Here is a 26,843-nt window from a genome sequence, read left to right as displayed (position 1 = left end):
CCGGCGCGCGCTACAACTGCGCGGGCGGCCCGACCAACAACTCGCCCAACAACACCGGACTGACGACCCTGCCACCCGTACGGCCGGCGTGGATCAAGTACGACGACTGCTCGATCGCCGCGTTCGGCTGCGGGTCGGAGTCGCCCATGGGCGGCCCCGTCTACCACTACGACGCGAACCTGAGCTCGTCCGTCAAGTTCCCGGCCGTCCTGGACGGACACGTCTTCCTCGGCGAGTACGGCCGCCGGTGGCTGCGCACCGCCCACGTCAACAGCGACGGCTCCGCCGGGCAGATCGACACCTTCCCGTGGACCGGCACCCAGGTCATGGACATGGCGTTCGGCCCGGACGGCGCGCTGTACGTGCTGGACTACGGCACGGGGAACTTCGGCGGCGACGCCAACTCCGCCCTGTACCGCATCGAGTACAACCCGGCCGGCAACCAGGCGCCGACCGCGACGGCCACCGCGAACCGGACCTCGGGGACGGCGCCGCTGACGGTGGGCTTCTCCGCCGCGGGCTCGTCCGACCCGGAGGGCGGGGCGCTCACCTACCTGTGGAACTTCGGTGACGGCACCACGTCGACCGCGGCCAACCCGACGAAGACCTACACCACCAACGGACAGCGCACGGCGACACTCACGGTCACCGACCCCGGCGGCCGGACCGCCAACGCCACGGTCGTGATCACCGTGGGGAACACCGCGCCGACGGTCACGCTGAGCACCCCGGTCAACGGGTCCACGTTCAACTTCGGCGATACGGTGCCGTACACGATCACCGTGTCCGACCCGGAGGACGGCACGATCGACTGCACGAGGGTCAAGCTGACCTACGTGCTCGGCCACGACAGCCACGGCCACCCGATCACGTCGCAGAACGGTTGCTCCGGTTCGATCACCATCCCGGTCGACGGAGAACATGACACCGCCGCGAACCTGTACGCGGTCTTCGACGCCGAGTACACCGACAAGGGCGCGAACGGCCAGCCCGCGCTGACCACCCATGCGCAGAACCGGTTGCAGCCGGCGCACCGGCAGGCGGAGCACTACAGCAGCCAGTCGGGCACCACCCTGATCGACAAGACCGGCGCGGAGGGCGGCAAGACCGTCGGCGACGTCAACAACGGCGACTGGATCGCGTTCCAGCCGTACGCGCTCGGCGGCGTCGCGCGCGTCTCCGCGCGGGTGTCCTCCGGCGGGGTGGGCGGCACGCTCACCGTGCGGTCCGGCTCGGCGACCGGCACCGTGCTGGGCACGATGACGGTGCCGAACACCGGTGGCTGGGAGACGTTCACCGACGTGGCGACGAACCTCTCGAGCGTGCCGGCCGGCACCACGACGCTGTACCTGACCTTCTCCGGTGGCACGGGCGCGTTGTTCGACGTGGACGCGTTCACCTTCTCGAAGACGGCGGCCGGCGGGCAGGGACCGATCCGCGGCAGCGGCAAGTGCGTCGACATCTCCGGCGCGAACACCGCGGACGGCACGAAGATCCAGCTGTACACGTGCAACAACACCGCGGCCCAGTCGTGGACGGTCACCGGCTCGACCCTGCGTGCGCTCGGCAAGTGCATGGACATCGCCGGCGGCGGCACCGCGGACGGGACGGTCGTGCAGCTGTACACCTGCAACAACTCCGGCGCGCAGAACTGGGCGGCCAACGCCGATGGCACGCTGCGCAACCCGCAGTCGGCCAAGTGCCTGACCCCGACCGGCAACGGCACGGCGGACGGCACCCAGCTGGTGATCTCCACCTGCACCACCGCCGCGACCCAGCGCTTCACCCTCCCCTGAGAGGAAACGACATGAGACACACTGCTCGCTCAGCGCTCGCGGTGGCGGCCGCCACCGCGACGATCATGGCCTGCACCACCGGCCCGGCCGCCAGCGCGGCCGACGCCCCGTACGACGTGCTGGTGTTCTTCAAGACCGCGGGCTTCCGCCACGACGCGATCCCGATCGGGATCCAGACCATCCGGGAACTGGGCGCCGCCAACAACTTCACGGTGACCGCGACCGAGGACGCCGGCGCCTTCACGACCGGCAACCTCGCGCAGTACGAGACGGTCGTGTTCCTCAACACCACGGGCGACGTGCTCGACGCCACCCAGCAGACCGCGTTCGAGTCCTACATCCGTTCCGGCCGCGGGTACGTCGGCGTGCACGCGGCCGCCGACACCGAGTACGACTGGCCGTTCTACGGCGAGCTGGTCGGCGCGTACTTCTCGTCGCACCCGGCGATCCAGCAGGTCACCGAACGCGTGGAGAACCGGGCGCACGCGGCCACCGCCCACCTCGGCCAGAGCTGGGTCCGTACCGACGAGCTGTACAACTACCGCACCAACCCGCGAAGCAGCGCGCGGGTGCTGGCCACACTGGACGAGTCGACCTACTCCGGCGGCACCATGGGCGCGGACCACCCGCACACCTGGTGCAAGGCTTACCAGGGTGGTCGCTCGTTCTACACCGGCAACGGCCACACCCAGGAGAGCTACGGCGATCCGGCGTTCCGGTCGATGCTGCTCGGCGGAATCCGTTACACCGCGGGCCGGTCGAAGGCCGACTGCCGTCCGGAGACCGGCTACACCAGCCTGTACAACGGATCCACGTCCGGCTGGTCGCAGGCGGGGCCCGGCAGCTTCACCAACTCCGACGCCACCCTCACCTCGGTCGGCGGCATGGGCCTGTTCTGGTACAGCGCGAGGGAGTTCCGGTCCTACTCGCTCAAGCTGGACTGGCGGATGGCCGGCGACGACAACTCCGGGGTGTTCATCGGGTTCCCGTCGAGCACCGACCCGAACTCGGCGGTGAACAACGGCTACGAGATCCAGATCGACCCGACCGACACGGCCGACCGCACGACGGGTTCGGTGTACGGCTTCAAGTCCGCCGACCTGGCGGCCAGGGACGCCGCGCTCAACCCGCCGGGGGAGTGGAACACCTACGAGCTGTTGGTCGAGGGCGAGCACCTGCAGGTGTTCCTGAACGGAGCCAAGATCAACGACTTCACCAACACCGACCCGGTCCGGTCGCTCACCGGCTACGTCGGCATCCAGAACCACGGCACCGGTGACGACGTGTCGTTCCGGTCCGTCCGGATCAAGGAGCTGGGTGGCACCACCCCGGGGGTCGGGGCGATCACCGGCAGCGGCAAGTGCGTCGACATCTCGGGCGCCGGGACGGCGGACGGCACGAAGATCCAGCTGTACACGTGCAACGGAACCGGCGCGCAGATCTGGACCGTGTCCGGCACGACGCTGCGTGCGCTGGGCAAGTGCATGGACGTCGCGGGCGGCGCCACCGCCGACAACACCCGCGTACAACTGTGGACCTGCAACGGAAGTGGCGCGCAGAACTGGGTGCCGCAGGCCGACGGGACACTGCGCAACCCGCAGTCGGCCAAGTGCCTGACGCCGCTCGCGGGCGGCACCGCCGACGGCACACAGCTGGTCATCGCGCCGTGCACGTCCGCGTCGAACCAGAAGTGGACGATGCCCTGACGGCCGGACGGGTGCCGCGGGTCCCTCGACCCGCGGCACCCGTCGCCGCGACCGCGCGCCGGCCGGACACTCAGGTGATGACGGCGCGGAACTGGTAGCGGTCACCCCGGTAGGCCTGGTCGGTCAGCTCCAGCGGATGGTCGTGCTGGCTGTAGGTGAGCTGTCGCGCCATCAGGACCGGGACGGCGGTGCCCGCCAGCTCCAACAGCCGCTGTTCCTCGCGGTTGGGGGGCCGGGCCTCGACGGCGTACTCGGCACGGCGCGGGATCTGGGGCGGGTCGGCGGTCAGCAGCGTGGCGTACAGCGACGCCTGGGTGAAGTCCGTGTCGACGAGGGCCGGGCACAGGGCGAGCGGCAGCCGGTTGTGTTCCAGGACGACGACCATCCCGTTGAGCGAGCGGAGCCGCCGCATCTCGAAGAGGTCGTCGCCCGGGGTGACGCGCAGGCGTTGCGCCTCCCGGACCGTGCAGGGCCGGACGCGGGAGAGCAGCACCTGGCTGCTGAGCGGGATGGCGTGCTTGCGGGCGTAGTCGGCGAAACCCTCGACATGCGCGGTGGCTGTCACGGCGGTCACCTCGCCGGCGACGAACCAGCCGCGGGCCGGCGCGGCCTGCACGGCGCCGCGTTTGGCGAGGAACGCCAGCGCGGAACGCATGGTCACGCGCGAGGCGTGGTAGCGGTCGGCGAGGACCCGCTCGGACGGGAGGCGGTCGCCGCTGCGTGCGCCGCTCGCGCGCAGCTCCTCCCAGAGCCGGCTCGCGATCCGCTCGTACAACGGGACCGACGTCGGGTCGAAGGCGCCGCGGGGGAGTTCGAGGGGTCTGAGTCGCCGGTCGGGGCCTGACATACCAGTATGCTACCAGTATCTGAATCGTTGCATACCAGTTTCAGCAACCCTACGTTCTTGCCATGACTTCACTGCGCGAACGGCTGGCCCGTCACCGCGATGGCGAGGCCGTCGGCGTGACCTCCGTGTGTTCCGCGCACCCCCTCGTCATCGAGGCGGCCGCCGTCCAGGCGTCGGCCGACGGCGCCGTGCTGCTGGTCGAGGCGACGTCGAACCAGGTGGACCAGTACGGCGGCTACACCGGCATGGGGCCGGCCGACTTCGCGGCGCTGGTGCACGGGATCGTCGACCGGGTGGGGTTGCCGCGCACCCGGGTCGTGCTCGGCGGCGACCACCTCGGGCCGCAACGGTGGTGTGACCTCGGTCCGGACGAGGCGATGGACCGGGCCGACGTCCTGGTGACCGCCTACGTCCGGGCCGGCTTCACCAAGATCCACCTGGACTGCAGCATGGCGTGCGCGGACGACCCCGTCCCGCTGCCCGGCACCCTGGTCGCCGCGCGTGCCGCCCGGCTCGCCCGAGCGGCCGAGAAGGCCGCCGCCGAGCTGGGGAGGTCGGCGGACCTCGGCTACGTGATCGGCACGGAGGTCCCGGTTCCGGGTGGTGCGCGGGAGACCATCGAGTCACTCACCCCGACCACGCCGGAGGCCGCGCGGGCGACCGTGGCCGAGCACCGCGCCGCCTTCGGCGAGGCGGGCGTGGGCGAGGCGTGGGAGCGGGTGATCGCGCTCGTGGTGCAGCCGGGCGTCGAGTTCGACCACGTCCGGGTGTTCGACTACGCGCCGGCGGCGGCCCGGCGCCTGAGCGCTGTCGTCGACGAGTACCCCGGTCTCGTGTTCGAGGCCCACTCCACGGACTACCAGACCCGCGACGCGCTGGCCCGGCTGGTGCGCGACCACTGGGCGGTGCTCAAGGTGGGGCCGGGACTGACGTTCGCGCTGCGCGAGGCGCTGTTCGCGCTCGCGGCGATCGAGGACGAGCTGGTCCCCGGCGCGGACCGGTCGGGCCTGGTGGACGAGCTGGAGTCGGCCATGCTGGCCGACCCGACGTGGTGGGCGGGCTACTACGACGGGGACCCCGGCGGGCAACGCCTGGCCCGGCGTTACAGCTACAGCGACCGGGCGCGTTACTACTGGCCGCAGCCGCCGGTCGCCGCCGCCGTGGCGCGGTTGTTCGACAACCTCGACACCGCCGGGATCCCGCTGCCGTTGCTGAGCCAGCACCTCCCGGACCAGTACCGGCGCGTGCGGGCCGGCGAGCTGCCGCCGATGGCCCGTGACCTGGCCGTCGACCACGTCCGCGACGTGCTGCGCGACTACGCCTACGCGTGCGGCGAGCGGGAGGTCGCGGCATGACCGGGGATGTGTGGACCGCACGCGAGATCGCCCAGCAGCCCGACGTCTGGCGCACGCTCGCCGGCTCCCTGGCCGCCGACAGGCCGCGGATCGACGCGTTCCTCGCACCGCTGCTGGCCGGTGACGACCTCCGGATCGTGCTGACCGGCGCCGGCACGTCGGCGTTCGCCGGGCAGATTCTCGCTCCCGGTCTGTCGAGGGCGTTGCGCCGCCGGGTGGACGCGGTCGCCACCACGGACCTGGTGAGCAACCCCCGTGAGCACCTGGCCGAGGACCTCCCGACGCTTCTCGTCTCCTTCGCGCGCTCCGGGGACAGCCCCGAGTCGCTCGCCGCGGTCGGGCTCGCGGACGAGCTGCTGTCCGAAGCCTGGCACCTGGTCCTCACCTGCAACCCGGACGGGCGGCTGTACCGGACCATGAGCGAGCCGGGGGCCGGGAACCGGAGCCTCGCGCTGCTGATGCCCGAGGGCACCAACGACCACGGCTTCGCCATGACCTCCAGCGTCACCAGCATGGTGCTGGCGGCCCTGACCGTGCTGGGGGCGGAGCCGGACGTCGCCCTCCTCGCGGACGTCGCGGCGGCCGTCCTGCCGGACCTGGCCAAGCGGGCGCGGACACTGGCCGAGGGCCGCGCGGACCGGTTCGTCTACCTCGGCAGCGGCCCGCTGACGGGGCTCGCCCGCGAGTCCGCGCTGAAGCTGCTCGAGCTGACCGCGGGCCGGGTCGTGAGCTACTTCGACTCGTCGCTGGGGTTCAGGCACGGCCCCAAGTCCGTGCTCAACGACGCGACGGTCGCGTTCGTCTACCTGTCGAACGATCCCCACACGCGCCGTTACGACCTCGACATCGCCCGCGAGCTCTGCGAGACCCTGCCCGACGGGCACGTGATCACCATCGGCTGCCGGGACGACGCGGGGGAGGAGACCTGGTCGTTCCCGGGGCTGCACGACCTGCCCGACGCCGTCGTCGCGCCCGCGCTGCTGCTTGCCGCACAACAGGTCGCGCTGGCGACCTCGCGTGCGCTGGGGCTGGACCCGGACAACCCGTTCCCGGCGCAGGAGGTGAACCGGGTCGTGAAGGGGGTCAGCATCCATGCGCTCGAACGGTGAGCCCGGCGTGTTCCTCGGCGTCGACGGCGGCGGCACCAAGACCGCCTTCGCGCTGCTGACCGGCGATGGCGAACTGCTCACCACCGCGCTGGCACCGAGCTGCTACTACCTCGGGCGCGGCATCGACCTGGTCGAGGAGGTCCTGCGTGCCGGCGTCGCGTCGGTGTGCGGCGAGACCGGCATCGCGCCGGGGGAGTTCACCCACGCGTTCGTCGGGCTTCCCGGCTACGGCGAGGTGAGCGCCGACGTCGAGACGCTGAACGCGATCCCCGGCCGGGTGCTCGGCCACCAGCGGTACCGCTGCGACAACGACATGGTCGCCGGCTGGGCCGGCTCGCTCGGCGCCGTGGACGGCGTCAACGTGATCGCGGGGACCGGGTCCATGACCTACGGCGAGCGTGCCGGCCGCGGGCTGCGCGTCGGGGGCTGGGGCGAGCTGTTCGACGACGAGGGATCGGCCTACTGGATCGCGATCCGCGGGCTGAACGCGTTCGCGCGGATGTCCGACGGCAGGCTGCCCACCGGGCCGCTGCGCGAACACCTGGCCGATCACCTGCGGCTCGCCGCCGACCTGGACCTCGTCGACGTCGTGCTCAACCGGTGGCACGGCGACCGGATGAAGGTGGCGTCCCTGGCCCCGGTCGTCACCGCGGCCGCGGCCGGCGGCGACACCGAGTGCGCGCGGATCCTCCGCGACGCGGGCACCCGGCTGGCGGACCTCGTGCGGGTCACCATCGACCGGCTCGGCTACGCACCCGGTGAGGTCGTCCCGGTGTCGTGGTCGGGTGGGGTCTTCGCGAGCGAGGAGGTGCGCGCCGCGTTCCGCGAGCGCCTCGCGGGCGCGTCGGTCGACCTGCGCGACCCACTCCTCCCACCGGTCGTCGGCGCCGCCCTGTACGCGGCCCGGCTGTCCGGCGAACCACTGCGCACCGAAGCCGTGCACCGGCTGCGCACTCGCGCGACCGGCATCGACGCCTGACCCCGTCGCGGTATTGGGCCGATATCACTTTCGGCTTTCCACGGTGAAAGTCCATTCCGTGAATCCACTGCGAGATCATTGATCACCGGCCTGAACAGCGCGCACCCGGGCCGGTGGAATCCGGACCTTGACGACCCCGCGCGTCGGGTTCAGAGTTAGGCGAACGTTCGCTCTCGATGAGGAGGGTGGTCGGTGCCACGCTCAGGGGCCCGCCACCCGTCGTCAACAGCAACCGGATCCACGGCGTCGCCGTCCCCACCGTGGGCTCCGACCACACCGTGACCGGCTCCCTCGCGGCCGGACACCTGCTCGGACTGCCCGTCGAACCGGTCGTCCGCGAGTCGACCAGTGTCCCGTTAGGACGGTGAAACATGACCGGTCCCCCCAGGAATGCGTTTACCCGACGTGACATGCTCCGCGCCACCCTGCTGGGGGCCGGGACACTGGCCCTGCCGAGCTGTTCCGCCGTCGGCGCGGGCCTGCTCGACACCGGGCCCTCCGCCGGCTCGCTGGCCTACTGGAACCTGTTCGGCGGCGGTGACGGCGTCCGGATGACGCAGATGGAGGACGGCTACCGCCGGGCCAACCCCGGCGTCGACCTCCAGGCCGTCACCCTCGCGTGGGGAAACCCCTACTACACCAAGCTCGCGCTCGCCACGGTCGGCGACAAGCCACCCGACGTCGCGGTCTCCCACCTGACCAGGATGAAGACCCTCGCCGCGGGCAACCTGTTGCAGGAGCTGCGTCCCGAGGACCTCGAGCGGCACGGCATGACGGCCGACAGGTTCAACCGGCGCGCCTGGGATGCCGGCCTGATCGACGGGAGGATCTACGCGATCCCGATCGACACCCACCCGTTCGTCCTGTTCTACAACACGAAGATCTGCGACGAGGCCGGTCTGCTCGACGCGAAGGGCAAGCTCAGGCCGATCAGGGGCCAGGACGCGTTCGTCGACGCCCTCACCAGACTCAAGAAGGTCACCGGCCAGTACGGCGCCACCCACGGCATCAACTCCGACACCGCCACCCCGTGGCGGCTCTTCCAGACCCTCTACGCCCAACTCGGCGGCGAGGTGCTCGCCGACGACGGCACCCGGATCGTCATCGACGACGCCAAGGCGCGGCAGGTGCTCGACTTCCTCCGGCAGCTCACCGTCGAGAAAGGACTGATGCCGGGGAGTATCGACTACCAGGGCGCGATCGCGCTGTTCGCCAGCGGCGCGGCCGGGTTCCACCTCAACGGCGAGTGGGAGATCTCCACCTTCCAGACCGCGCAGACGCCGTTCAGCATGACGTTGGTGCCCAACGTCTTCGGCGGCGACTACGCCGTCCAGGCCGACTCGCACACCCTCGTGCTGCCGGTGCGGCCCGACCAGGACGACCGGGCCAGGCTCGACCTCTCGCTCGGGTTCGTCCGGTCGATGCTCGACCAGAGCCTCACCTGGGCCGAGGGCGGCCACGTGCCCGCCTGGCAGCCGTTCGCCACCAGCGGCAGGTACGAGAAGCTCACCCCGCAGTCGGACTACGCGGCGGCCGCCGACGCCGCCGTCTACGACCCGCCCGCGTGGTACTCCGGGTCGGGCTCGAACTTCGAGATCGTGATGGGCTCGGCGGTCGGCGCCGTCGAGTCCGGCGGCATGTCCGCCGAGGCCGCGATCGCGCAGATCCGTTCGAAACTGTCCGAACTGGCCAACACCGCACCCCCGGTCTGAGCGAACAGCCTTACCGCACAAGGAGGTTGGCCGTGGCCACCACGATCGAACCGCCCACCATACGCACCCCGCCACCGGCCCGCCGGACCACGGGCACGCGCCGCGAGGCCCGGCCGCTCGGACACGGACGGCCCGCGCTCCTGATGCTCGCGCCCTTCCTCGTCCTGTACGTGCTGTTCATCGTCGGCCCGGCCGTCTACGGCGTGGTGATGAGCTTCTTCGACACCAGCATGGTGTCCACCGGCCTCGGCACGTTCGCCGGGTTCGACAACTACGGCGAAGCCCTGACCAGCGGCGACTTCTGGGCCGCGATGTGGCACACGCTGTGGTTCACCATCCTCACCACGCCGCCGCTGATCGTGCTCGCTCTCGTGTTCGCGCTGCTCGCCGAGCGGGCCCGCCGGGCGCGGTGGTTCTTCCGGCTGGCGTTCTTCCTGCCCTACATCCTGCCCTCGGCGGTCGTCGCGCTGATCTGGATCTGGATGTACACGCCGGCGCTCGGCCTGCTGACCCGCACGATGACCGCACTCGGCTTCGCGGAGCCCAACTGGCTCGGCGACCCGGACTGGGCGATGGTGTCGCTGGCGGTCACCACCGTGTGGTGGACGCTCGGCTTCAACTTCGTGCTGTACCTCGCCGGCCTGCAGGACATCCCGCGCGACCTCTACGAGGCGTCGGCCATCGACGGCGCCGGGCCGTGGCAGCAGATCCGCATGATCACCCTCCCGCTGCTGTCCCGCACCACGTCGCTGGTCGTGGTGCTGCAGATCATCGCGTCCATGAAGGTGTTCGACCAGATGTACATCATGACGCAGGGCGGGCCGAACTTCGCCACCCGCTCGCTCCTGGAGTACGTCTTCGACGTCGGGTTCACCGACTTCCGCAGCGGCTACGCCGCGGCCGCGTCCACGCTGTTCTTCGTCGCGGTGCTCGCGGTGTCGACCGGATGGGTCGTCATGACCCGCCGCCAGGAACCGGAGCTGTAAGCCATGGCCACTCTCACCTACGAAACCCGTGCGCTCAGCACCGCCGAGGCACGCCGCTACGCCGCGTCCGCCGACCGCCGCACCCGCCTGTTCAACCGCTGCTGCACCGGTGTGCTCATCGCCTTCGCCATCCTCTGGCTGGTGCCGCTGGCCTGGGCGCTCGACACCGCGCTCAAGCCCAACGCCGAGACGACCAACCCGACCTGGCTCATCCACAACCCGACGCTCGAGTCGTTCCGGGCGCTGCTCGCCGAGGGCGACGTGCTCAACTGGTACGCGGCGAGCTTCATCACCTCGGCGGTGGTGGCGGCCGGCACGGTGGTCACCGCGAGCATGGCCGCCTACGCCCTGTCACGCCTGCGGTTCCGGTTCCGCTGGCTGGCGTTCTGGGCGATCCTGATCGGCATCATGATCCCCAGCCAGGTGCTGATCGTGCCGCGGTTCCGCGAGCTGGGCAGCGTCAACCTGCTGAACACGTACTGGGCGGTGATCCTGCCGCAGATCCCCATCGCGATCGCGGTGTTCGTGTTCAAGCAGTTCTTCGACGGGATCCCGAAGGACCTCGACGAGGCGGCCCGCATCGACGGCGCGGGCTTCTTCCGCGCCTACGCCCAGGTCGTGATGCCGCTCGCGCGCCCCGCGGTGTCCGCGGTGGCCATCTTCAGCTTCGTCTGGACGTGGAACGACCTGCTGTGGCCGCTGCTCGCCCTGAGCAACCCGAAGATCATGACGATTCCCGTCGGCCTCGCGACCGTGCAGGGCACCTACGGGATCCGTTACGCCGATACGATGGCGTCGGCCATCCTCGGCGCGCTGCCGCTGGTGCTGGTGTTCCTGCTGTTCCAGCGCCGCATCGTGGAGGGAATCGCCGGCACCGGCCTGAAGGGATAGAACATGCAGCACGCCGCCATGACGATCGACCCCGCGTTCCGCATCGCCGTGGTGGACCCACGCCTGTACGGGTCGTTCGTGGAGCACATGGGTCGCTGTGTCTACACCGGAATCTACGAGCCGGGCCACGAGACGGCCTCCCCGGACGGATTCCGGCGCGACGTGTCCGCACTCGTTCGCAAGCTGGGCGTGCCGGTGCTTCGCTACCCGGGCGGGAACTTCGTGTCCGGGTACACCTGGGAGGACGGCATCGGCCCGCGGGACCATCGGCCGACCCGGCTCGACCTCGCCTGGCGCTCGTACGAGACCAACCAGGTGGGTGTCGACGAGTTCTGCAAGTGGGCGAGAAGGGTCGGCAGCGAGCCGATGATGGCGGTCAACCTCGGCACCCGGGGCATCGACGCGGCACGCAACCTCGTGGAGTACGCCAACCACCCCGGCGGCACGCACTGGTCGGAGCTGCGGCGCCGCAACGGTTTCGAGGACCCGCACGGCATCAAGCTGTGGTGTCTTGGCAACGAGATGGACGGGCCGTGGCAGATCGGTCACAAGACGGCCGACGAGTACGCGCGGCTCGCCGCCGAGACGGCGAAGGCGATGCGGCGGGTGGACCCGTCGATCGAGCTGGTCGCGTGCGGCAGCTCGCACCAGCGGATGCCGACGTTCGGCGACTGGGAGGCGACGGTCCTGCGGGAGACCTACGACCTGGTCGACTACGTTTCCCTGCACAGCTACTACGAGCAGCACGGCGACGACCGGGGAAGCTTCCTCGCCAGCGGCGTGAACATGGACCGGTTCATCGAGTCGGTGATCGCGACGTGCGACCACGTGCGTGGGGTGGGGCAGCACAAGAAGCGCGTCAACCTGTCGTTCGACGAGTGGAACGTGTGGTACCAGGCCAGGTTCCCCGGCGAGGACAACCTCGACTGGGGTACGCGGCCGCGGCTCATCGAGGACCAGTACTCGGTGGTCGACGCGGTCGTGGTCGGCAGCCTGCTGATCTCGTTGCTGCGCCACGCCGACCGGGTCAGGATCGCCTGCCTTGCCCAGCTGGTCAACGTGATCGCCCCGATCCGGTCCGAACCGGGCGGCCCGGCATGGCGGCAGACGACGTTCCATCCGTTCTCGCTGACGTCGCGGCACGGGCGGGGGACCGTGCTGCGGGTGGAACCGACCGGTCCGTCGTACGAGACGTCGAGGATGGGTGAGGTGCCGGTCGTGTCGGCGACGGCCGTGCACGACGAGGAGGCCGGCACGGTCACGCTTTTCGCCGTCAACCGCGCACAGACCGAACCGCTGACGCTGGCGGTCGATGTGCGGTCGTTGCCGAACCTGGTGGTGGGCAACCACACCGCACTGTTCGACGAGGACCCCGAGGCGACGAACACAATGGACAGTCCTGACCGGGTCACGCCGACCCGCCTCGCGGACGTGAAGGCCGTGGACGGGACGGTGACGGCGGTGCTGCCCGCGCTGTCGTGGAACATGATCCGGCTGCGGACCACCTAGCCGGGGGAGTGCGGCGGGCCGCGTGCCGGCGCACGGTCTTTCCGTGCCACGCGGGCGGTCCGTCCTGTGTGGACGTGGCACGCGAGCTCAACCTCGGCGTCGGCTCGCCGCGGTCTCGGCTGCGCTGGGTATGTGCCTCTGACGGTGAGTAACGAGCCACCCGATGGCGACGACGTCATACGGAGACCGCCGCTTTCGCGTTCACCTGGGAGGACAGCCGAGCCATGCCAAGTAGTGGAGCACCCTACTTCGAGCAGGACAACACCCTCGACTTCATCGAGAGCGTGGCGCAACAGCGGTCGCTGGTCATCTACGTGGGCGCCGGCGTGTCCATCGACCGGACCGGGCTGCAGTGGGAGCACCTGATCGACAAGCTCATGGCCAGGAAGGTCGCGAACGACAAGGTCAGGGAGCAGCTGCGGTCGGACAGCCCGCTGCAGACGGCCTCGATCGTCAAGCAGCTGTACATCAACGAGGCCAAGGACCTGAAGGCGGCGAACACCCAGATCGTGCGGGACGTGCATTCGTGCCTGTACACCGAACAGTGGCGGCGCGCCGACATCGCGCGTTCGGTGATGAAGCTCGTAGTCGCGCTCAGGGAGCGGAACAGGGTCTGCTATGTGGTCACGACCAACTACGACGACTGCCTGCAGCAGGAGCTGCGCACCCTGAACGTCGAACGCGGCCGGCGGAGGGAGAAGAAGCTCACGCTCAAGACGTTCGTGTCGAAGGCGGAGGTCGCGATCGACAGGATCGACGACGAGGTGGCGCGGCTCATCGGCCCGGACCGCATCGTGCACATTCACGGCTACGTTCCGGAGAGCGACACCCGTGTCCCGCGTCGCGTCACGGTGAGCGAGGTGGACTATGCCAAGGCCTACCCGTTGTCCAGCAGGTTCCTCGAGCAGTTGTTCAAGGACAACTCGGTGTTGGTGCTCGGCTCGAGCCTGACCGACCCGCCGCTGCTCAACGCGCTGGCCACCACCGCGAACACCGGCGGCCGAAAACGGGCTCGGTTCGCGGTGATGCCGATCCAGGGGTTCTCCCTACCGCTGGACCTGCAGAAGGACATCCGGGAGAATGTCGCGTCCCGGATGAAACACTTCGACGTGCAGGTCACTTTTCCCGACTTCTACGCCGAGGTCTCCCAGTTCGTCACCGAGGTGCGGATCCGCGCCGGGCAGAACGGTTCGCCGGGCCCGCTGCGGGAGTCGCCCAAACGGCACGGCGCCCGCCTTCGCGACTGGTGGTCGGCGTGGGAGAACAGGCGCAAGAGCGACTGGGCCCGCGCGAACGACGACGACCACAAGCTGCTGAGGTCGTGCGTCGACAGGGCGAAGAGCGGGCTGCAGAGCCAGGTGCGCGACGTGGAGATCGAGATCTGGGTCAGGTGGAAGCCGGACGAGCACGGCACGCGGCTGCGCCTGTGGGCGTCGTCCAAGGCGGCCTGGCCCGACGTGGACGCGCGGACCGCGAAGGTCGTCAACCGCTCGGAATACCTGTCCGTCAAGACGTTCACCCACGGCCGGGTGGAGATCCACCCACCGGAGGCACGGCGACCGCGCAGGTATCTGTCGGTGCCGATCCGGTCGTTCGAGTCACGGCAGGAGGAACTGCCGACCGCGGTGATCTCCTTCGCCTACCGGCTGGACAACGGCGACGATCCCGACAAGGACCTCGTGGTCATGGACAAGATGCAGGTTGTCAGGCTGCTCACCGAGTACGGCGAGAAGATCATCGAGACCTGACGTCACGACATCAGGCGTGCCGCAGCTGGCTTTCGACGATCAGGGTGATGTCCGCCTTGATCTGCTCGTAGGGCCGCGCGTCGAAGTTCGACCACAGATAGGTCAGCAGCCGGTCGACGACCAGCTCCTCGGCCGAGTCGGCGCGGCCGCGGCGGTCGTTGTGCTCCGCCTGCGCCTTCGCGAAGTTGCGTTGGTAGCGGCGGACATCGGTCTCTGTCGCGCCTGGTCGCGTCCCGACCGGCTTCTCGAACACCGCACGAGTCATGCCGTCACCACCTGTCCCGGGAGGAACCCGGTCTCGAGTCTGGCCAGAGACACTCGCGCGCGGCTGGCATCTCGTTGGGACGATGGTAGGTCGCCCCACCCCGGCCGAGGAAGCCGACCGCGGCCAACAGGCGCCGAACGCCGTCCATGGTCACATGGTCGTCGCCGCCGGCAAGCCCGTTACGGCGCGCGTGGTGGCGCCAACCATTGTCCGGCAGGGCCGACGGGCGGTAACGTTTTTCCCACCACGATCGTCGAAGCGCTTCGACAACGGTGATGGAGCGTGTCATGCATGAGCGAGGGTTCGGGCGGCGCGGGTTCCTGACCGCCGCCGGCTCGGCGGCGGCTTTGACGGCGGCGGTGACGGCGATGCCGGCCGCGGCACAGGCCACAGGTCACTCCAGGGGCAACCGCTACGCACCGCAGAAACGGTTCGTCGACTGGCGGTTCGGCATGTTCCTGCACTTCAACATGGGGACGTTCCACGACCGGGAATGGGTCGACCCCGGCCAGGACCCGATGTCCTTCGCCCCGACCGCGCTCGACTGCGGCCAGTGGGCCGACGCGGCCGCGGCCGCGGGCATGCGGTTCGCCGTGCTCACCGCCAAGCACCACGACGGTTTCTGCCTCTGGCCGTCCCGCTACACCGACTACGACGTCATGAGCAGCGGGTACCGGCACGACATCGTCCGCGAGTACGTGGACGCCTTCCGCGCCCGGGGCGTCACCCCGTGCCTCTACTTCTCGATCTGGGACCGCACCAACGGTGTCGGCCCGCCGGTCTGGGACGAGCCGGCCCCCGTGGACCTCGACCTGGTCAAGGGCCAGCTCACCGAGCTGCTCACCCGCTACGGCCGCATCCCGCTCCTGATCTTCGACGGCTGGGCCTGGCACCCCGGCCTCGGCCACCACACCATCCCCTTCGGGGAGATCCGCGCGCACGTCGCCGCCCTGCAGCCGGACTGCCTCGTGCTCGACCTGAACGGTCTCTCCGAGCCCTGGGACACCGACCTGCTCTTCGTCGAGGAGCCCAAGGGCGGCGTGTTCTGCCCGCCGGACAACCGGTATGCCGCCAGCCAGGGCCAGACGATCTCGCCGGCCGGCTGGTTCTGGCACCCCGCGACCCCGACCGCCCTGCTCACCCCGGAACAGATCGTCGACGGTCACCTCGCCGTGCTGGAACCCAGGTACTGCACGTTCATCCTGAACTGCCCGCCGAACCCGCGGGGCCTGCTCGACCAGAGCACGGTCGACACACTGCGGCAGGTCGGCGCGCGGTGGTCGCCGGACCGCGGCCGCCCGCCACTGCCCGCCCAACCGGACCAGCTCCGGTACCCCGTCACGCCCGTGTCGGCGACCGCCACCAGCGGCGACCCGGCGCGGGCCATCGACGGCCACAGCGACTTCGGCTGGAACGGCCAGGCGGACCAGACCCTGTGGCAGGCCGGCGATGCGGCGCCGCGGATCACCCTCGACCTCGGCCGCGTGTACGCCGGCGTCGACACCCTCACGTACCTGCCCAGGCAGGACACCGCCACCCCGTACGCCTACGACCACCTCACCGACGGCAACATCACCGCGTTCCGCATCGAGTCCAGCGCCGACGGCCGCCGCTTCCGGGAGGTCGCCCGCGGCGCGTGGGCACCGGACAAGACCCTCAAACGAGCGCGCTTCGACGCCCCACCGCTGCGCTACCTCCGCCTGACCGCCCACGCCACGGTGGGCGACCTCCCCGCCACCGCCAGCGAGATCGACTGCGGCGGCACCAACACTCCGCCGAGAGCGGCGCGCTGAGCATGCGGATCGTCGTCGACCGTGGCTGACGGCGTGTCCACCACACCGAACGCGTGCGCCACGCGGAACCGCGGCGGACCACGTCACCCGGCCAGGTCGCCTTCGGCGGCGCGCCGGACCGCGGAAAGCGGCGGCGGCTCGGGCAGGCGTGCCGCCGAGGCGTCGGACACCCAGCCGTAGTGGTCGCGGCCGGCGATCCTGACGTGCACCGTGGGCTCGAAGGCGTCCTGGTCGATGCTGTCGTACCCGTGGCGGATGATCGACTGGTAGATGAGGTCGGACACCACCAGTGCCAGCGGCGCGGTCGACCGGCCGAGGGTCGCCTTCAGCGCGGGGGAGTCGAGCAGGCGGAACGTGAGGTCCACGGCCTCACCGAAGCAACCGTGGCGGTCGTAGTGGATCTCACCGGCGTGGACGACCGCCCGCAGCCGCAGCTGGTGACTCGGTTGGCGGGCGTTGTGTTCGGCCAGGAGCCGGCCGAGCGCGGGGATCACCCGGGTCAGCAGCGACGTCTTGGGCACCCCGTCCGCCGGGCGGATCAGCGTCAGGATGCCGTCACCGCAGTTGATCAGTGGATCGCGGTGCCGGCGGGTGACGCCGCCATCGCGCAGTGCCGCTTCGAACAGCCGGTACAGCGCCGCACGCAGCACGAGTTTGTCCGGGTTCGTCCGGGTCGTGGAGGCCTCGACGTCCACCGCCATGATCGACCGGTGGCGCGGCGCGTGTGGTCCCCTCACAACCGCCGGCGCAGCACGATCGCGAGGCGCACCATCCCGCCGAGGATCTGCAGGGTGAACCGGGTCCTGGCGCGCCGGTCGGGGAGCGCGTGCAGCTCGCCGCTCCACTCCTCGAGCCAGCGTGCCCGGACCGCGGCGGGCAGCAGCACCGTCGAGACAGCGAGCATCCGCGACCCCCGTGGCGGCGCGCTCGCGAACCGCTCGGGGTAGAGCGTCGCCAGGGACACGGCCTCCAGTTGCGTCTTGAGCGTGCCGAGGCCGAGGCGGCCGGCCAGCGGCACCAGTACCTCCAGGGTCTGCCGGGACTTGAGCTCCTGCCTGGGCCGCGCGACGAACCTGATGGTCCGCATGTTGTGCAACCGGTCGGCCAGCTTGAGGATCAGCACCCGCCGCGAGGCGGTCTCCAGCGAACCGCCGCGGTCGAGCGCGAGCAGGCCCTGGACGAGCGCGGTGATCTCCTCGCCGAACTCCGCGCGCAGGTGGTCCACCGGACAGGTGGTGTCGTCGAGGACGTCGTGCAGAAGCCCCGCGCACACCATCGGGGCGTCGAGGCCCAGCCTCGCCAGCGACGCGGCGACCGCGACCGGATGGGAGACGTACGGGTCGCCACTGCGGCGCAGCTGCCCCCGGTGCCAGTACGCCGCGAACACGTACGCACGCTCGATCAGCTCGGCATCGCCGGCGGGATAGCGGCCGGCGATCTCGGTCACCGCGCTCATGTCAGCTCCCCGATCAGGCCGAGGCCGAGCATCCGCGACGGCCGGTGGACACGGGCGAGCGCGGTCCGCGCCTGCTCCGCGCCGTCGTCGGTCAGCCGGTAGTACCGGCGGCGGGGCCGGCCCTCGGTGATGTGCTCGTTGGGGTCCTCCCAACGACTCGCCAACCAGCCGGCCTGCTCCAACCGCGCCACGATCGGGTACACGGTCCCGCTGGGCAACCCGGTCTCGGCGCACAGTTCGAGGCCGTACTGCTCCTTGGCGGGCTCCTGCAGAAGCGCGCGCAGCACCAGCTGCGTCTGCAGCGTCATCCGGGGAGTCATATCTCGTACTCTACATAGCTAGTGTTCAGCTGTCGACACCGTTGCCGCGTTCGCGCCTTTCCGCACCGGACAGCGAGAACGCCGCGACACCACGATGAAGCCACGGTGAAACCCGCCGGCCGCATGCTCTCGTCCGCGTGGCCGTCGGCGCCACGGTGACGAGAGGAGGGACATGACGACATCGGCGATCGCGCTGCGTGGGCTGCGGAAGTCGTTCGGTGGCAAGGTGGTGCTCGACGGCATCGACCTGGACGTGCGTGAGGGGACGACGTTCTCCCTGCTGGGACCGAACGGCGCGGGCAAGACGACCGTGGTCCGGATCCTGTCCACGTTGATCGGGTTCGACGGCGGTCAGGCCCACGTCGGCGGGCACGACGTGGCCAGGGAACCGGACGCGGTGCGGGCGGCGATCGGCGTCACCGGCCAGTTCTCCGCCGTGGACAACCTGCTGACCGGCGCGGAGAACCTGATCCTCATGGCCGACCTGCACCACCTGCCCCGCGCCGAGGGCCGCGGGCGGGTCGCCGACCTGCTCGACCGGTTCGACCTCACCGAGGCGGCCGGCAGGCCGGCCTCGACCTACTCCGGAGGCATGCGGCGCCGGCTGGACCTCGCGATGACGCTCGTCGGGGACCCCCGGGTGATCTTCCTCGACGAGCCGACGACCGGGCTGGACCCGCGTGGCCGCCGGCTGATGTGGGAGATCATCCGCGGCCTGGTCGCCGGTGGCGTCACGATCTTCCTCACCACCCAGTACCTGGCCGAGGCCGACGAGCTGGCCGACCGGATCGCCTTGCTGGACAACGGAAAGCTGGTCGCGGAGGGGACGGCGGATGAGCTGAGGCGCGGGATCCCGGGCGGCCACATGCGGCTGCGGTTCGCCGACACCGCCCGCCTCGACGCCGCGGCACGCGTCCTCGGCGGCGCGACACGGGACGACGAGGCACTCACCCTGCAGGTGCCCGGCGACGGTGGCGTCCCGGCTTTGCGGACGTTGCTGGACCGGCTCGAACGGAACGGGATCGAGGTCGACGAGCTGTCCGTGCACACCCCGGACCTCGACGACGTGTTCTTCGCCCTCACCGGCTCCCCGACGAAGGAGGCGGCCCGGTGAGCGTCGCTCGCGAGACGATCCGTCCGGCGCGGCGGCGGGGCGTGGTCGCGTCCGACGCCGTCACCATGTTGCGGCGCAACGCCAAGCACACCCTGCGCAACCCCGGTGCCGTGATCATGACCATTGCGATGCCGGTACTGCTGTTGCTGCTGTTCGTCGGTGTGTTCGGCGGCGCGCTGAACGTCGGGCCCATGCCGCGGGGCGGCGGGTACATCGACTACCTCGTGGCCGGGATCCTCCTGATGACCGTCGGCTACGGGTCCAGCACCACGGCCCTGGCCGTCAACCGGGACATGACCGAAGGCGTCATCAACCGCTTCCGCACCATGGCGATCTCCCGCACCGCCGTGCTGACCGGGCACGTCGTCGGCTCCACCGTCCGCACCCTCGTCGGCGCCGGCCTGGTCGTCGGCGTCGCGGTGCTGCTGGGTTTCCACCCCACCGGCGACCCGGTCCGGTGGCTGGCCGTCGCCGGGCTGCTCGCACTGCTCGCGTTCGCCCTGGCCTGGCTGGCGGTCGCGGTCGGCCTGCTCGCCAGGACCGCGGAGGGCACGTCGCCGTTCGTCCTCGTCGTCCAGGTGCTGCCGTTCCTCAGCAGCGCGTTCGTGTCGCCGGACACGATGTCCCCGGCGGTGCGGTGGTTCGCCGAGCACGAGCCGTTCACGCCGGTCACCGACGCGCTGCGCGGGCTGCTGCTGGACACGCCCGTCGAGGACGGCGTCGTCGTCGCCGTCGCCTGGTGCGCCGGTCTCGCGGTGGCCGGCTACCTGTGGGCGCGGGCGCTGTTCAGGCGCGACCCACGCTGACCAGCGCCGCGGCCCGCAGGCCCTCGTGATCGAGGCCGGCGTACGACGACACCGCCTCGTCGTAGGCCGGCCCGTCGGCCTGCCGGGCCACCTCGGCGACCCGCTCGGGGGACATCGTCGGCTGGAACCCGCGCAGCAGCCCGAAACGCAGCGCGAGGGCGACCGACCGCACCCCTTCCGCGGTGGCGCCGCGGTCGAGGTCCGCGACGGCCTTGGCCAGCAGCAGCGAACCGCAGACCGGGAACCGCGCCACCGCCGCCGATGGCACGGTCGCGGACAGGATGCCGGGCAGCGTGTCGACGATGTCCGTGACCAGGTCGAGCCGGCCGAACCGCGCGTGGGTGACCACGGTGACCGCCTCGACCTCGTACGGCCACAGCCCGTCCTGGGACAGGTCGCCACCGGAGTTCCTCAGCCGGTCGGCGGCCCGGCGCCACAGCCGCAGGCCGTCCTCCACGTGGCCCCGGCCGAGCTGGAGCTCGGCACGGACACAGGTCTCGAACATCGCGAGGTCCTCCCCGTGGTGCCGCGGGGCCTCGGCCAGCTCCCGCTCGGCCTCGTCGAGCTCGCCACGCTGAAGGTTGGCCAGCACCAGCGCCCACCTGCCGCGGTTGGCGAGGTGCCACCCGAGGTCCGTCGCGATCGACAGCGCCGCGGACAGGTGGTGGTGGGCCGGGTCACCCGGGTCGAGCTGCAGGCACAGCTCACCGACCCGGCCGTGGGCGACGGCTCGCATCAGCGCCAGGTCGTCGTCCTCCTCGAAACACGCGAGCATCCGGCGGGCCGCGGTCAGCGCGTTGTCCGGGTCGTTCGCGTTCTCCCACCGGTAGCTGAGCAGGTAGTGGGCGATGCCGGCCAACACCGGCGCGTCACCGGCGGCCAGCTCGTGCAGCGCGGGGACGTCCGGTGCGGCCAGCGCCAGGTGGGTGGCCCGCATCAGGGTGTCCGGCGGGGCGGGCGGCAGCCGGCGCAGGGTGACCAGGCCACGCAACGGGCTGAGGTCCGGCATGATGAACCCGATCATCGCGCCCAGCACCGCGGCCGCCCTGGTGGCCTCGACGTACGCGGGCTCGGGCCGGACGTGCGACAGCAGCCACGCGGTGTCCCCGACCAGCGCCGCCAGCCGGGTGAAGTTCGACTCGGTGACCCAGAGCCCGCCCAGCATGGCCGCCGTCACCGCCACGGTCGCGCCGTCCGCGCGGTCGAGCCCGTGGCGCAGCGCTCGCACCAGGTTGTCCTGCTCGGCCCGGATCGCTTCCACGCCAAGGAAACCCGACGGCAGGTCCTGCCACGGCGTCCCGAAGTCACGTGCCCAGCCGAGGAACCGGTCGATGACGCCGGCGGTCTCACCGGCCTCCACCCGGCGGGCCGCACCGAACTCGCGCACCGTCTCGAGCATGCGGAAGCGGGTGCCCGACCCGCTGCCGGCCACCCGCAGCAGCGACTGGTCGACCAGCTCCTCCAGGACGGTGTCGTCGCCGAGTATGTGACGTGCCGCGGCCGCGGTGAACCCGCCGGGGAACACCGAGAGCGCACGCATCGCCGCCTGCCCGGCGGGTTCGAGCAGGTGCCAGCTCCAGTCGATGACGGCGTGCAGCGTGTGGTGCCGGCGCGGCGCGTCGCGCGTGCCGCCGCGCAGCAGGGCGAACCGGTCGTCCAGTCGCTCCGCGATCTCCGCGACCGACATCACCCGCACGCGTGCCGCCGCCAGCTCCACGGCGAGCGGCAGCCCGTCCAGCCGCTCGCACAGGCCCCGCACGACCGTCGGCGGCAGGTCGATGCCGGGGCGGGTCGCCCGCGCCCGCTGGCCGAACAGCTCGACCGTCGTCGGCAGGTCCAGCTCGGGCAGCGCGTACACCGATTCCGACAGGAGCCGCAGCGGGGCACGGCTGGTGGTGAGCACCCGCAGCCCGGCCGTTCGGGACACCAGCGCCTGAACCAGGTCCGCGGCGCCGCGGACCACGTGCTCGCAGTTGTCCAGCACGAGCAGCGCCGGCCCGGGGCCCAGGGCGTCGGCGATGCCGGTGAGCGTGTCGCTCCGAACGGCGAGGCCGGGACCGCCGTCCCGCACGCCGAGGGCGGACGCGACCTCGGCGGCCACGTCGGCGTCGGCGGTGACACCGGCCAGCTCGACGACGTGCACCACCCGCTGTTCGGCCTCCCGGGCGACCGCGTGCGCGAGCCGGGTCTTGCCAAGCCCGCCGGCCCCGACGATCGAGGTCACCCGCGACGCCCGCGCCATGTCGGCCACCGCGGCGACGTCCTTGTCCCGGCCGAGCATCGGGTTGGGCTCGGCCCGCACGCCGTGCCGGACCACGGGCGCGTCGGTCAGCAGCAGCTCGCGATGGAGGTTGCGGAGCGCGGGACCAGGGTCGCTGCCCAGCTCGTCACGAAGTGCGCGCCGGTAGGCGTCGTACCGAGCCAGCGCCGTGGCCGGCCCCACCGCGGCCGCCTCGCACCGCAGCAGCTCGACCAGGACCTCCTCGTCCCGGGGGCGTTCGCCGGCCAGCCCGGCCAGGGGTTCGAGCGCTTCGGCCGAGCGGCCCAGCCGGGACAGCGCCAGCGCGTGGGCGCGGGTCAACGATCGGTATGTCGACACTCGCGCCGCCCGCAACGCGGACAGCGGGTCGCCCTCGGCGAGGTCCCAGCCCGGCGCGCCCGCACACAGTGCGAGACCGGCGTCGGCGTGCCGCAGCGCCGCGGCGTGGTCGCCGTCGCGTGCGGACCGCTCGCCGGCGGCCGCGCTGAGCAGCACCGCGGAGGCGTCGACCTGGTCGGGCGCCAGCGACAGCCGGTAGCCGGTGGGGGTGTTGACGATGAGGTCGGCGCCGAGCCGGGCGCGGGCGCGGGACACGAGGAGCTGGAGGGCCTTGGTGGGATGCGCGGGGCGCTCGTCGGTCCACAGGGCGTCGACCAGTTGGGCGGTGCTGGCGCCCGTGCGGAGGTCGCCGGCCAGGAGCGCGAGCAGTCCCCGCGGCCCGGAGCCGGTGATCTCCAGGTCGCGGTAGGCCACCCGCGACAGCAGCACCAGCTCGATCGTCACCGGTCTCAGCGTATCGCCCTAGGGGAAAGATCAGGGAGTTGCCCGGATCACCGGCCGTGCCGAGCCCGGAAGGCTTGCGGCATGGGGACGTTCCGGCTGCCGACCACGCCGACCACCTGGTCGTTGCCGCTCGCGGGTTTCGGGGGTGCCGCGGTACTGGTGGCCGCGACCTCGGGTCTGCCGCTGCCCTCGGTCGTGCTTCTGACGGTCGGGCTGACCGGGATGGGCGTGGTCGTCCTGGCCTGGCTCGGGCTGGGGCGGTACGCGGCGGACCTCCCCGTCCGCGAGCTGTACCGGATCGCGGCGGCGTGGTGTGCCCCGTTGCTGCTCGCGCGCCCGCTGTTCAGCGGCGACCTGCACAGCTACCTGGCACAGGGGGTGATCGCCGCCGAAGGGGTGGATCCCTACCGGTTCGGTGCGGCGGCGGCGTTGGGCACGGACTCACCCGTGACCCAGCAGGTCAGCGAGTACTGGCAGAACACGCCCACCCCCTACGGGCCGGTGTGGGTGGCGATCTCCCGCACGATCGCGCGGGTCGCCGGCGACAACCTGCCCGTGACGCTGCTGCTGAACCGCCTCGTCGAGCTGGCCGGCGTCGTGCTGGTGGCCTGGGCACTGCCGCGGCTGGCCCGGCGGGTGGGCGTCGCGCCGGGCACCGCGCTGTGGCTGGGGTTGCTGAACCCGCTGGTGCTGTGGCATGTCGTCGCCGGCGCGCACAACGACGGGTTGATGGTCGGCCTGATGCTGGCCGGTGTGGAGCTCGTGCTGCGCGGCGCGGCCGCGCCCGCCGGACTCGTGCTGCTGACGGTCGCGGCGAACATCAAGATCGTGGCCGCGGTCGCGATCTGCTGTGCCGGCGCGGAGTTGGCCCGCCGGTCGGGTCGATCGACCTGGCACGGGATCGTGGTGCTGCTCGGCGTGCTCGCCGGGTTCGCGGTGCTCTCCGCCGCGATCGCCGCGGTGAGCGGGCTGGGGCTGGGCTGGGTCGGCTCGCTCGGCGCGTCGGCTCAGCTGCACAGCTGGCTGGCGCCGACCAACCAGCTGGGTTTCCTCGTCGGCGCGCTGGGCGGCGCCGGCCTGATCTCGGCGGCGATCTCCGTGGCCGTCCGGATCGGGGCGGTGCTGGGCGCGGTCGCCGGCGCCGCCGTGCTGTGGGCGATCTTCCGCGGCCGGCTCGACCCGTTGGCCGGGCTGGGCCTGGCGTTCGCGGCGATGGTGGTGACCGGGCCGGTCGTGCAGCCGTGGTACCTGCTGTGGGCGGTCCTGCCGCTGGCCGCGAGCCTGCGGACCGACCGTGCGCGCCGGCCGCTCGTGGTCGTGAGCGCCGTGTCCGCGATGCTGCTGCCACCCGTCGGCGGCGGTGTCCTGGTGCTGGTGGCGGGATATCTCGGCGCGGCGGTGCCGCTCGCGATCATGACAGGAACGCGGCGATTCGGTCCCACATGGCGACCGGGTTGGCGTACATCGGAAAGTGGCCGCTCCGGGGGATCTCGGCCAGCTCGACCCCGTTCGCCTCGAGCTTCGTCAGGTATGACAGTGACGAGTTCTGCGCCCCGTACATGAACATGCGCGGCAGGGGCAGCGACAGGAACTTCGACATCAGGTCGCCGTGATCGGACAGGTCGACCAGCGACTCGAGGATTCCCCGCACCCCACCGGGCCGCGCCTTGTGCCGAAGGCTCGCCGCGAACAGGGCGTTCGACGAGGACGGCGCGTGCCGGGTCCGCTCGACCAGGCCGTCGAAGAAGTCCTCGCCCGCGTGGGTGACGATCTGCCGGCTCAGAAAGCAGTCCTCCGGCGCGAGGTTGCCCTCGATGTTGACGAAGCGGAGCACCCGCGTGGGATCCTCGTGGGCCAGCAGCAGGGCGGTGAGTCCGCCCATGGAATGCCCCACGACGTGGAAACGCGTGACGCCCAGGTCGTCCAGCACCGCGCGTGCGGTGCTCACCAGGAACGGCATCGACACCTTCGACAGGTCGGCGCAGGACGTCTCCCCGAACCCTGGTGCGTCATAGGCGAGGAACGGCCGGCCGGCCAGACCCGGCTGGTGGACGATGTCGGCGTAGTCCTCCTTCGTGGACCCGAAGCCGTGGAGGAAGACGATCGGTGCGAGGTCGCCGCCGCGACCGGCCGTGGCCACCTGGAGGTCCACCCCGTCGACACACAGGTCCATACCTCTCAGTCCACCAGACCGCGGTCGCGGACTCCAGGCCGGGCGAAGCTGAGCAGCGTCAGCATCGGCCGCCGGTCCCGCACGACCGGCAGGTTCATGACCGCGCGGAACGAGCGGGACTTCCAGACGCCGCGCCCGTAGGGCAGGGGCAACTCCCGCACGCCGGCGACGGCTGGCAGCTCCCGCGGCAGGCGGGCCGCCTCGGAGACGGTGAGGCTGAACGGCATCGGCGGCGCGGTGTACCGGTCGGTGAGGCGGTAGCCCCGCAACGTGCGTTCGCTGAACCACTTCGGGAGCGAGTCGAAGAACAGCTGCCCGCCGGGGAACCGTTCGGCACAGTCGGCGATCAGCGACAGCACCTCGGTGCGGTCGAGGTACATGAACAGCCCCTCGGCCGAGATGAACACGCCGTTCGCCGGGTCGACGTGGTCCAGCCAGGCACGGTCGAGCGCCGACATCGCCAGGGTCGTGACCCGGGGTTCGGCGGGCAGCAGCGCCTCACGCAGCCTGACCACCGCGGCCAGGTCGACCGACAGCCAGTCGACCGTCGGGTTGGCGAGACGCCAGTACGTCGTCTGCAGCCCCTCACCGAGTGCGATCACGGTGGCCTTCGGGTGCGTGGCCAGGTATCCGGTGATCGCGCGGTCGAGGGCGAGCGCCCGCAGGGGATGCGTCTGGCTGGGCGCGCCGAACCGCTCGTAGTCGTAGGAGATCGCCTCGTACAACCGGACCGCCCAGAGGTCGTCGAGCACCGCGTCCGGGCGCCTGGCCTCGACCGCGCGGTTACGCAACGTCCAGAGCGTCGTGGCGGAGACGCCGTCCAGCTGTTCACCGTTGATTCTCACCGTTCCAGCATGGCGGGGCGGAACGGGCGTGGCTTGTACGAATGTCGCGACGGCGGGGTGGACGCGTCCACGTTTCGCCCACGTCTTCTCCACGTCGGTCCGGCAGGATGTGGCCAAGGGGAGGAACGACGCACGGGGTAGGAGCCCGGGGCTGGGGGAGAGGTGGCTGGGCTCGACCGTCGTCGGCCCAGCCACCCACCGGTGTCCCGCGCCGGACTTCCGGCGCGGGACCTGGCTCAGCCGGGCGTACTCGGCGAGCGCGTCGGACCTCGCCTGCGTGCCGTGCAGGTTGTCGCTGGCCGCGACCGCCCGCTCGGCGTAGCGGAGCGCCTTGTCCGTCTCACCGGACAGCCGGTGCGCCTGGGCGAGCGTGGTGAGTGCCAAGATCGC

Annotated in this window: 22 protein-coding genes and 1 pseudogene; 15 read left to right on the top strand and 8 right to left on the bottom strand. The window is 71.3% G+C overall.

The annotated features are described in order from the left end of the window. Window positions 1-1,796: carbohydrate-binding protein (locus VET29_RS17685; protein ID WP_324921547.1), on the top strand; the 1,796-nt coding region annotated here is incomplete at its 5' end. A gap of 11 nt (window positions 1,797-1,807) precedes the next feature. Continuing rightward, complete coding sequence (locus VET29_RS17680) at window positions 1,808-3,502, top strand: ThuA domain-containing protein (RefSeq protein WP_414636523.1); 1,695 nt, start codon at window positions 1,808-1,810, stop codon at window positions 3,500-3,502. A 70-nt stretch (window positions 3,503-3,572) separates the two neighbouring features. Here VET29_RS17680 and VET29_RS17675 read toward each other — a convergent pair whose 3' ends face one another. After that, complete coding sequence (locus VET29_RS17675) at window positions 3,573-4,349, bottom strand: GntR family transcriptional regulator (protein WP_324921545.1); 777 nt, start codon at window positions 4,347-4,349, stop codon at window positions 3,573-3,575. 62 nt (window positions 4,350-4,411) lie between these two features. Here VET29_RS17675 and VET29_RS17670 point away from each other — a divergent pair, with 62 nt between their 5' ends. The 9 genes from VET29_RS17670 (at window position 4,412) to VET29_RS17630 (ending at window position 14,638) form a co-directional block, all read left to right on the top strand. Continuing rightward, window positions 4,412-5,704, top strand: coding sequence for a D-tagatose-bisphosphate aldolase, class II, non-catalytic subunit (locus VET29_RS17670; RefSeq protein ID WP_324921543.1), 1,293 nt, complete (start codon window positions 4,412-4,414; stop codon window positions 5,702-5,704). Further along, window positions 5,701-6,813 carry an SIS domain-containing protein gene (locus tag VET29_RS17665; protein WP_324921541.1) on the top strand — a complete coding sequence of 371 codons (1,113 nt, stop codon included), beginning with the start codon at window positions 5,701-5,703 and terminating at the stop codon, window positions 6,811-6,813. Before VET29_RS17670 ends, VET29_RS17665 begins: the two co-directional genes overlap by 4 nt. Then, complete coding sequence (locus VET29_RS17660) at window positions 6,797-7,792, top strand: N-acetylglucosamine kinase (RefSeq protein WP_324921538.1); 996 nt, start codon at window positions 6,797-6,799, stop codon at window positions 7,790-7,792. The genes VET29_RS17665 and VET29_RS17660 overlap by 17 nt, the downstream gene beginning before the upstream one ends. Before the next feature lie 176 nt (window positions 7,793-7,968). Next, window positions 7,969-8,160 carry a hypothetical protein gene (locus VET29_RS17655; protein ID WP_324921536.1) on the top strand — a complete coding sequence of 64 codons (192 nt, stop codon included), beginning with the start codon at window positions 7,969-7,971 and terminating at the stop codon, window positions 8,158-8,160. A gap of 42 nt (window positions 8,161-8,202) precedes the next feature. Further along, entirely contained in the window at window positions 8,203-9,504 is a 1,302-nt protein-coding gene (locus VET29_RS17650) for an extracellular solute-binding protein (RefSeq protein WP_324921534.1), read from the top strand. A 32-nt stretch (window positions 9,505-9,536) separates the two neighbouring features. After that, window positions 9,537-10,490, top strand: a complete 954-nt coding sequence (locus VET29_RS17645; protein WP_324921533.1) for a sugar ABC transporter permease — start codon at window positions 9,537-9,539, stop codon at window positions 10,488-10,490. Window positions 10,491-10,493: 3 nt separating this feature from the next. Then, the gene (locus tag VET29_RS17640; protein ID WP_324921532.1) at window positions 10,494-11,381 is read left to right on the top strand and encodes a carbohydrate ABC transporter permease; all 888 of its coding nucleotides are present in this window, start codon (window positions 10,494-10,496) and stop codon (window positions 11,379-11,381) included. 3 nt (window positions 11,382-11,384) lie between these two features. Beyond that, window positions 11,385-12,890 carry an alpha-N-arabinofuranosidase gene (locus VET29_RS17635; protein WP_324921531.1) on the top strand — a complete coding sequence of 502 codons (1,506 nt, stop codon included), beginning with the start codon at window positions 11,385-11,387 and terminating at the stop codon, window positions 12,888-12,890. A gap of 224 nt (window positions 12,891-13,114) precedes the next feature. Further along, window positions 13,115-14,638: an SIR2 family protein gene (locus VET29_RS17630; RefSeq protein ID WP_324921530.1), complete on the top strand. Its 1,524-nt coding sequence runs from the start codon at window positions 13,115-13,117 to the stop codon at window positions 14,636-14,638. Window positions 14,639-14,648: 10 nt separating this feature from the next. Here the strand turns inward: VET29_RS17630 and VET29_RS17625 are convergent, their stop codons facing one another. Beyond that, window positions 14,649-14,903 carry a hypothetical protein gene (locus VET29_RS17625; RefSeq protein ID WP_324921528.1) on the bottom strand — a complete coding sequence of 85 codons (255 nt, stop codon included), beginning with the start codon at window positions 14,901-14,903 and terminating at the stop codon, window positions 14,649-14,651. 287 nt (window positions 14,904-15,190) lie between these two features. Between VET29_RS17625 and VET29_RS17620 the strand changes: the two genes are divergently transcribed. Continuing rightward, window positions 15,191-16,696, top strand: a complete 1,506-nt coding sequence (locus tag VET29_RS17620; protein WP_324921527.1) for an alpha-L-fucosidase — start codon at window positions 15,191-15,193, stop codon at window positions 16,694-16,696. 83 nt (window positions 16,697-16,779) lie between these two features. Here VET29_RS17620 and VET29_RS17615 read toward each other — a convergent pair whose 3' ends face one another. The 3 genes from VET29_RS17615 to VET29_RS17605 are packed head-to-tail and all read right to left on the bottom strand — an operon-like array spanning window position 16,780 to window position 18,472. Then, window positions 16,780-17,397: a hypothetical protein gene (locus VET29_RS17615; RefSeq protein WP_324921524.1), complete on the bottom strand. Its 618-nt coding sequence runs from the start codon at window positions 17,395-17,397 to the stop codon at window positions 16,780-16,782. 32 nt (window positions 17,398-17,429) lie between these two features. Next, complete coding sequence (locus VET29_RS17610; RefSeq protein WP_324921521.1) at window positions 17,430-18,152, bottom strand: HD domain-containing protein; 723 nt, start codon at window positions 18,150-18,152, stop codon at window positions 17,430-17,432. Continuing rightward, window positions 18,149-18,472: a PadR family transcriptional regulator gene (locus tag VET29_RS17605; protein WP_324921518.1), complete on the bottom strand. Its 324-nt coding sequence runs from the start codon at window positions 18,470-18,472 to the stop codon at window positions 18,149-18,151. The genes VET29_RS17610 and VET29_RS17605 overlap by 4 nt, the downstream gene beginning before the upstream one ends. Window positions 18,473-18,644: 172 nt before the next feature. Here VET29_RS17605 and VET29_RS17600 point away from each other — a divergent pair, with 172 nt between their 5' ends. Continuing rightward, entirely contained in the window at window positions 18,645-19,586 is a 942-nt protein-coding gene (locus VET29_RS17600; RefSeq protein ID WP_324921515.1) for an ATP-binding cassette domain-containing protein, read from the top strand. Beyond that, a complete protein-coding gene (locus tag VET29_RS17595; RefSeq protein WP_324921511.1) occupies window positions 19,583-20,392 on the top strand; it encodes an ABC transporter permease in 810 nt (269 codons plus the stop codon). The genes VET29_RS17600 and VET29_RS17595 overlap by 4 nt, the downstream gene beginning before the upstream one ends. Here the strand turns inward: VET29_RS17595 and VET29_RS17590 are convergent. Next, on the bottom strand, window positions 20,373-23,435 hold the full coding sequence (locus tag VET29_RS17590) for an ATP-binding protein (RefSeq protein ID WP_324921509.1): 3,063 nt from the start codon (window positions 23,433-23,435) through the stop codon (window positions 20,373-20,375). The genes VET29_RS17595 and VET29_RS17590 overlap by 20 nt on opposite strands. A gap of 81 nt (window positions 23,436-23,516) precedes the next feature. Between VET29_RS17590 and mptB the strand changes: the two are divergent. Next, window positions 23,517-24,794, top strand: a pseudogene (gene mptB, locus VET29_RS17585) (polyprenol phosphomannose-dependent alpha 1,6 mannosyltransferase MptB); the annotation flags it as partial. Window positions 24,795-24,846: 52 nt separating this feature from the next. On the opposite strand, the gene VET29_RS17580 reads toward mptB, so the two are convergent. Beyond that, window positions 24,847-25,608: an alpha/beta fold hydrolase gene (locus VET29_RS17580; protein WP_414636522.1), complete on the bottom strand. Its 762-nt coding sequence runs from the start codon at window positions 25,606-25,608 to the stop codon at window positions 24,847-24,849. A 5-nt stretch (window positions 25,609-25,613) separates the two neighbouring features. After that, complete coding sequence (locus tag VET29_RS17575; RefSeq protein ID WP_324921505.1) at window positions 25,614-26,837, bottom strand: class I SAM-dependent methyltransferase; 1,224 nt, start codon at window positions 26,835-26,837, stop codon at window positions 25,614-25,616. Window positions 26,838-26,843: the final 6 nt, after the last annotated feature.

This window comes from Actinophytocola sp. (assembly GCF_035634895.1).
In the GTDB taxonomy this organism is placed as follows: domain Bacteria; phylum Actinomycetota; class Actinomycetes; order Mycobacteriales; family Pseudonocardiaceae; genus Actinophytocola.
Note: the sequence above shows the minus strand (reverse complement) of the source record. Positions and strands in the feature narration are given on the sequence as shown.

Excerpts from the sequence above, each read along its gene's own strand:
- VET29_RS17680 (WP_414636523.1), top strand. The coding sequence starts at position 1,808 with ATGAGACACACTGCTCGCTCAGCGCTCGCGGTGGCGGCCGCCACCGCG.
- VET29_RS17675 (WP_324921545.1), bottom strand. The coding sequence starts at position 4,349 with ATGTCAGGCCCCGACCGGCGACTCAGACCCCTCGAACTCCCCCGCGGC.
- VET29_RS17670 (WP_324921543.1), top strand. The coding sequence starts at position 4,412 with ATGACTTCACTGCGCGAACGGCTGGCCCGTCACCGCGATGGCGAGGCC.
- VET29_RS17665 (WP_324921541.1), top strand. The coding sequence starts at position 5,701 with ATGACCGGGGATGTGTGGACCGCACGCGAGATCGCCCAGCAGCCCGAC.
- VET29_RS17660 (WP_324921538.1), top strand. The coding sequence starts at position 6,797 with ATGCGCTCGAACGGTGAGCCCGGCGTGTTCCTCGGCGTCGACGGCGGC.
- VET29_RS17655 (WP_324921536.1), top strand. The coding sequence starts at position 7,969 with ATGAGGAGGGTGGTCGGTGCCACGCTCAGGGGCCCGCCACCCGTCGTC.
- VET29_RS17650 (WP_324921534.1), top strand. The coding sequence starts at position 8,203 with ATGCTCCGCGCCACCCTGCTGGGGGCCGGGACACTGGCCCTGCCGAGC.
- VET29_RS17640 (WP_324921532.1), top strand. The coding sequence starts at position 10,494 with ATGGCCACTCTCACCTACGAAACCCGTGCGCTCAGCACCGCCGAGGCA.
- VET29_RS17635 (WP_324921531.1), top strand. The coding sequence starts at position 11,385 with ATGCAGCACGCCGCCATGACGATCGACCCCGCGTTCCGCATCGCCGTG.
- VET29_RS17630 (WP_324921530.1), top strand. The coding sequence starts at position 13,115 with ATGCCAAGTAGTGGAGCACCCTACTTCGAGCAGGACAACACCCTCGAC.
- VET29_RS17625 (WP_324921528.1), bottom strand. The coding sequence starts at position 14,903 with ATGACTCGTGCGGTGTTCGAGAAGCCGGTCGGGACGCGACCAGGCGCG.
- VET29_RS17620 (WP_324921527.1), top strand. The coding sequence starts at position 15,191 with ATGCATGAGCGAGGGTTCGGGCGGCGCGGGTTCCTGACCGCCGCCGGC.
- VET29_RS17615 (WP_324921524.1), bottom strand. The coding sequence starts at position 17,397 with ATGGCGGTGGACGTCGAGGCCTCCACGACCCGGACGAACCCGGACAAA.
- VET29_RS17610 (WP_324921521.1), bottom strand. The coding sequence starts at position 18,152 with ATGAGCGCGGTGACCGAGATCGCCGGCCGCTATCCCGCCGGCGATGCC.
- VET29_RS17605 (WP_324921518.1), bottom strand. The coding sequence starts at position 18,472 with ATGACTCCCCGGATGACGCTGCAGACGCAGCTGGTGCTGCGCGCGCTT.
- VET29_RS17600 (WP_324921515.1), top strand. The coding sequence starts at position 18,645 with ATGACGACATCGGCGATCGCGCTGCGTGGGCTGCGGAAGTCGTTCGGT.
- VET29_RS17580 (WP_414636522.1), bottom strand. The coding sequence starts at position 25,608 with ATGGACCTGTGTGTCGACGGGGTGGACCTCCAGGTGGCCACGGCCGGT.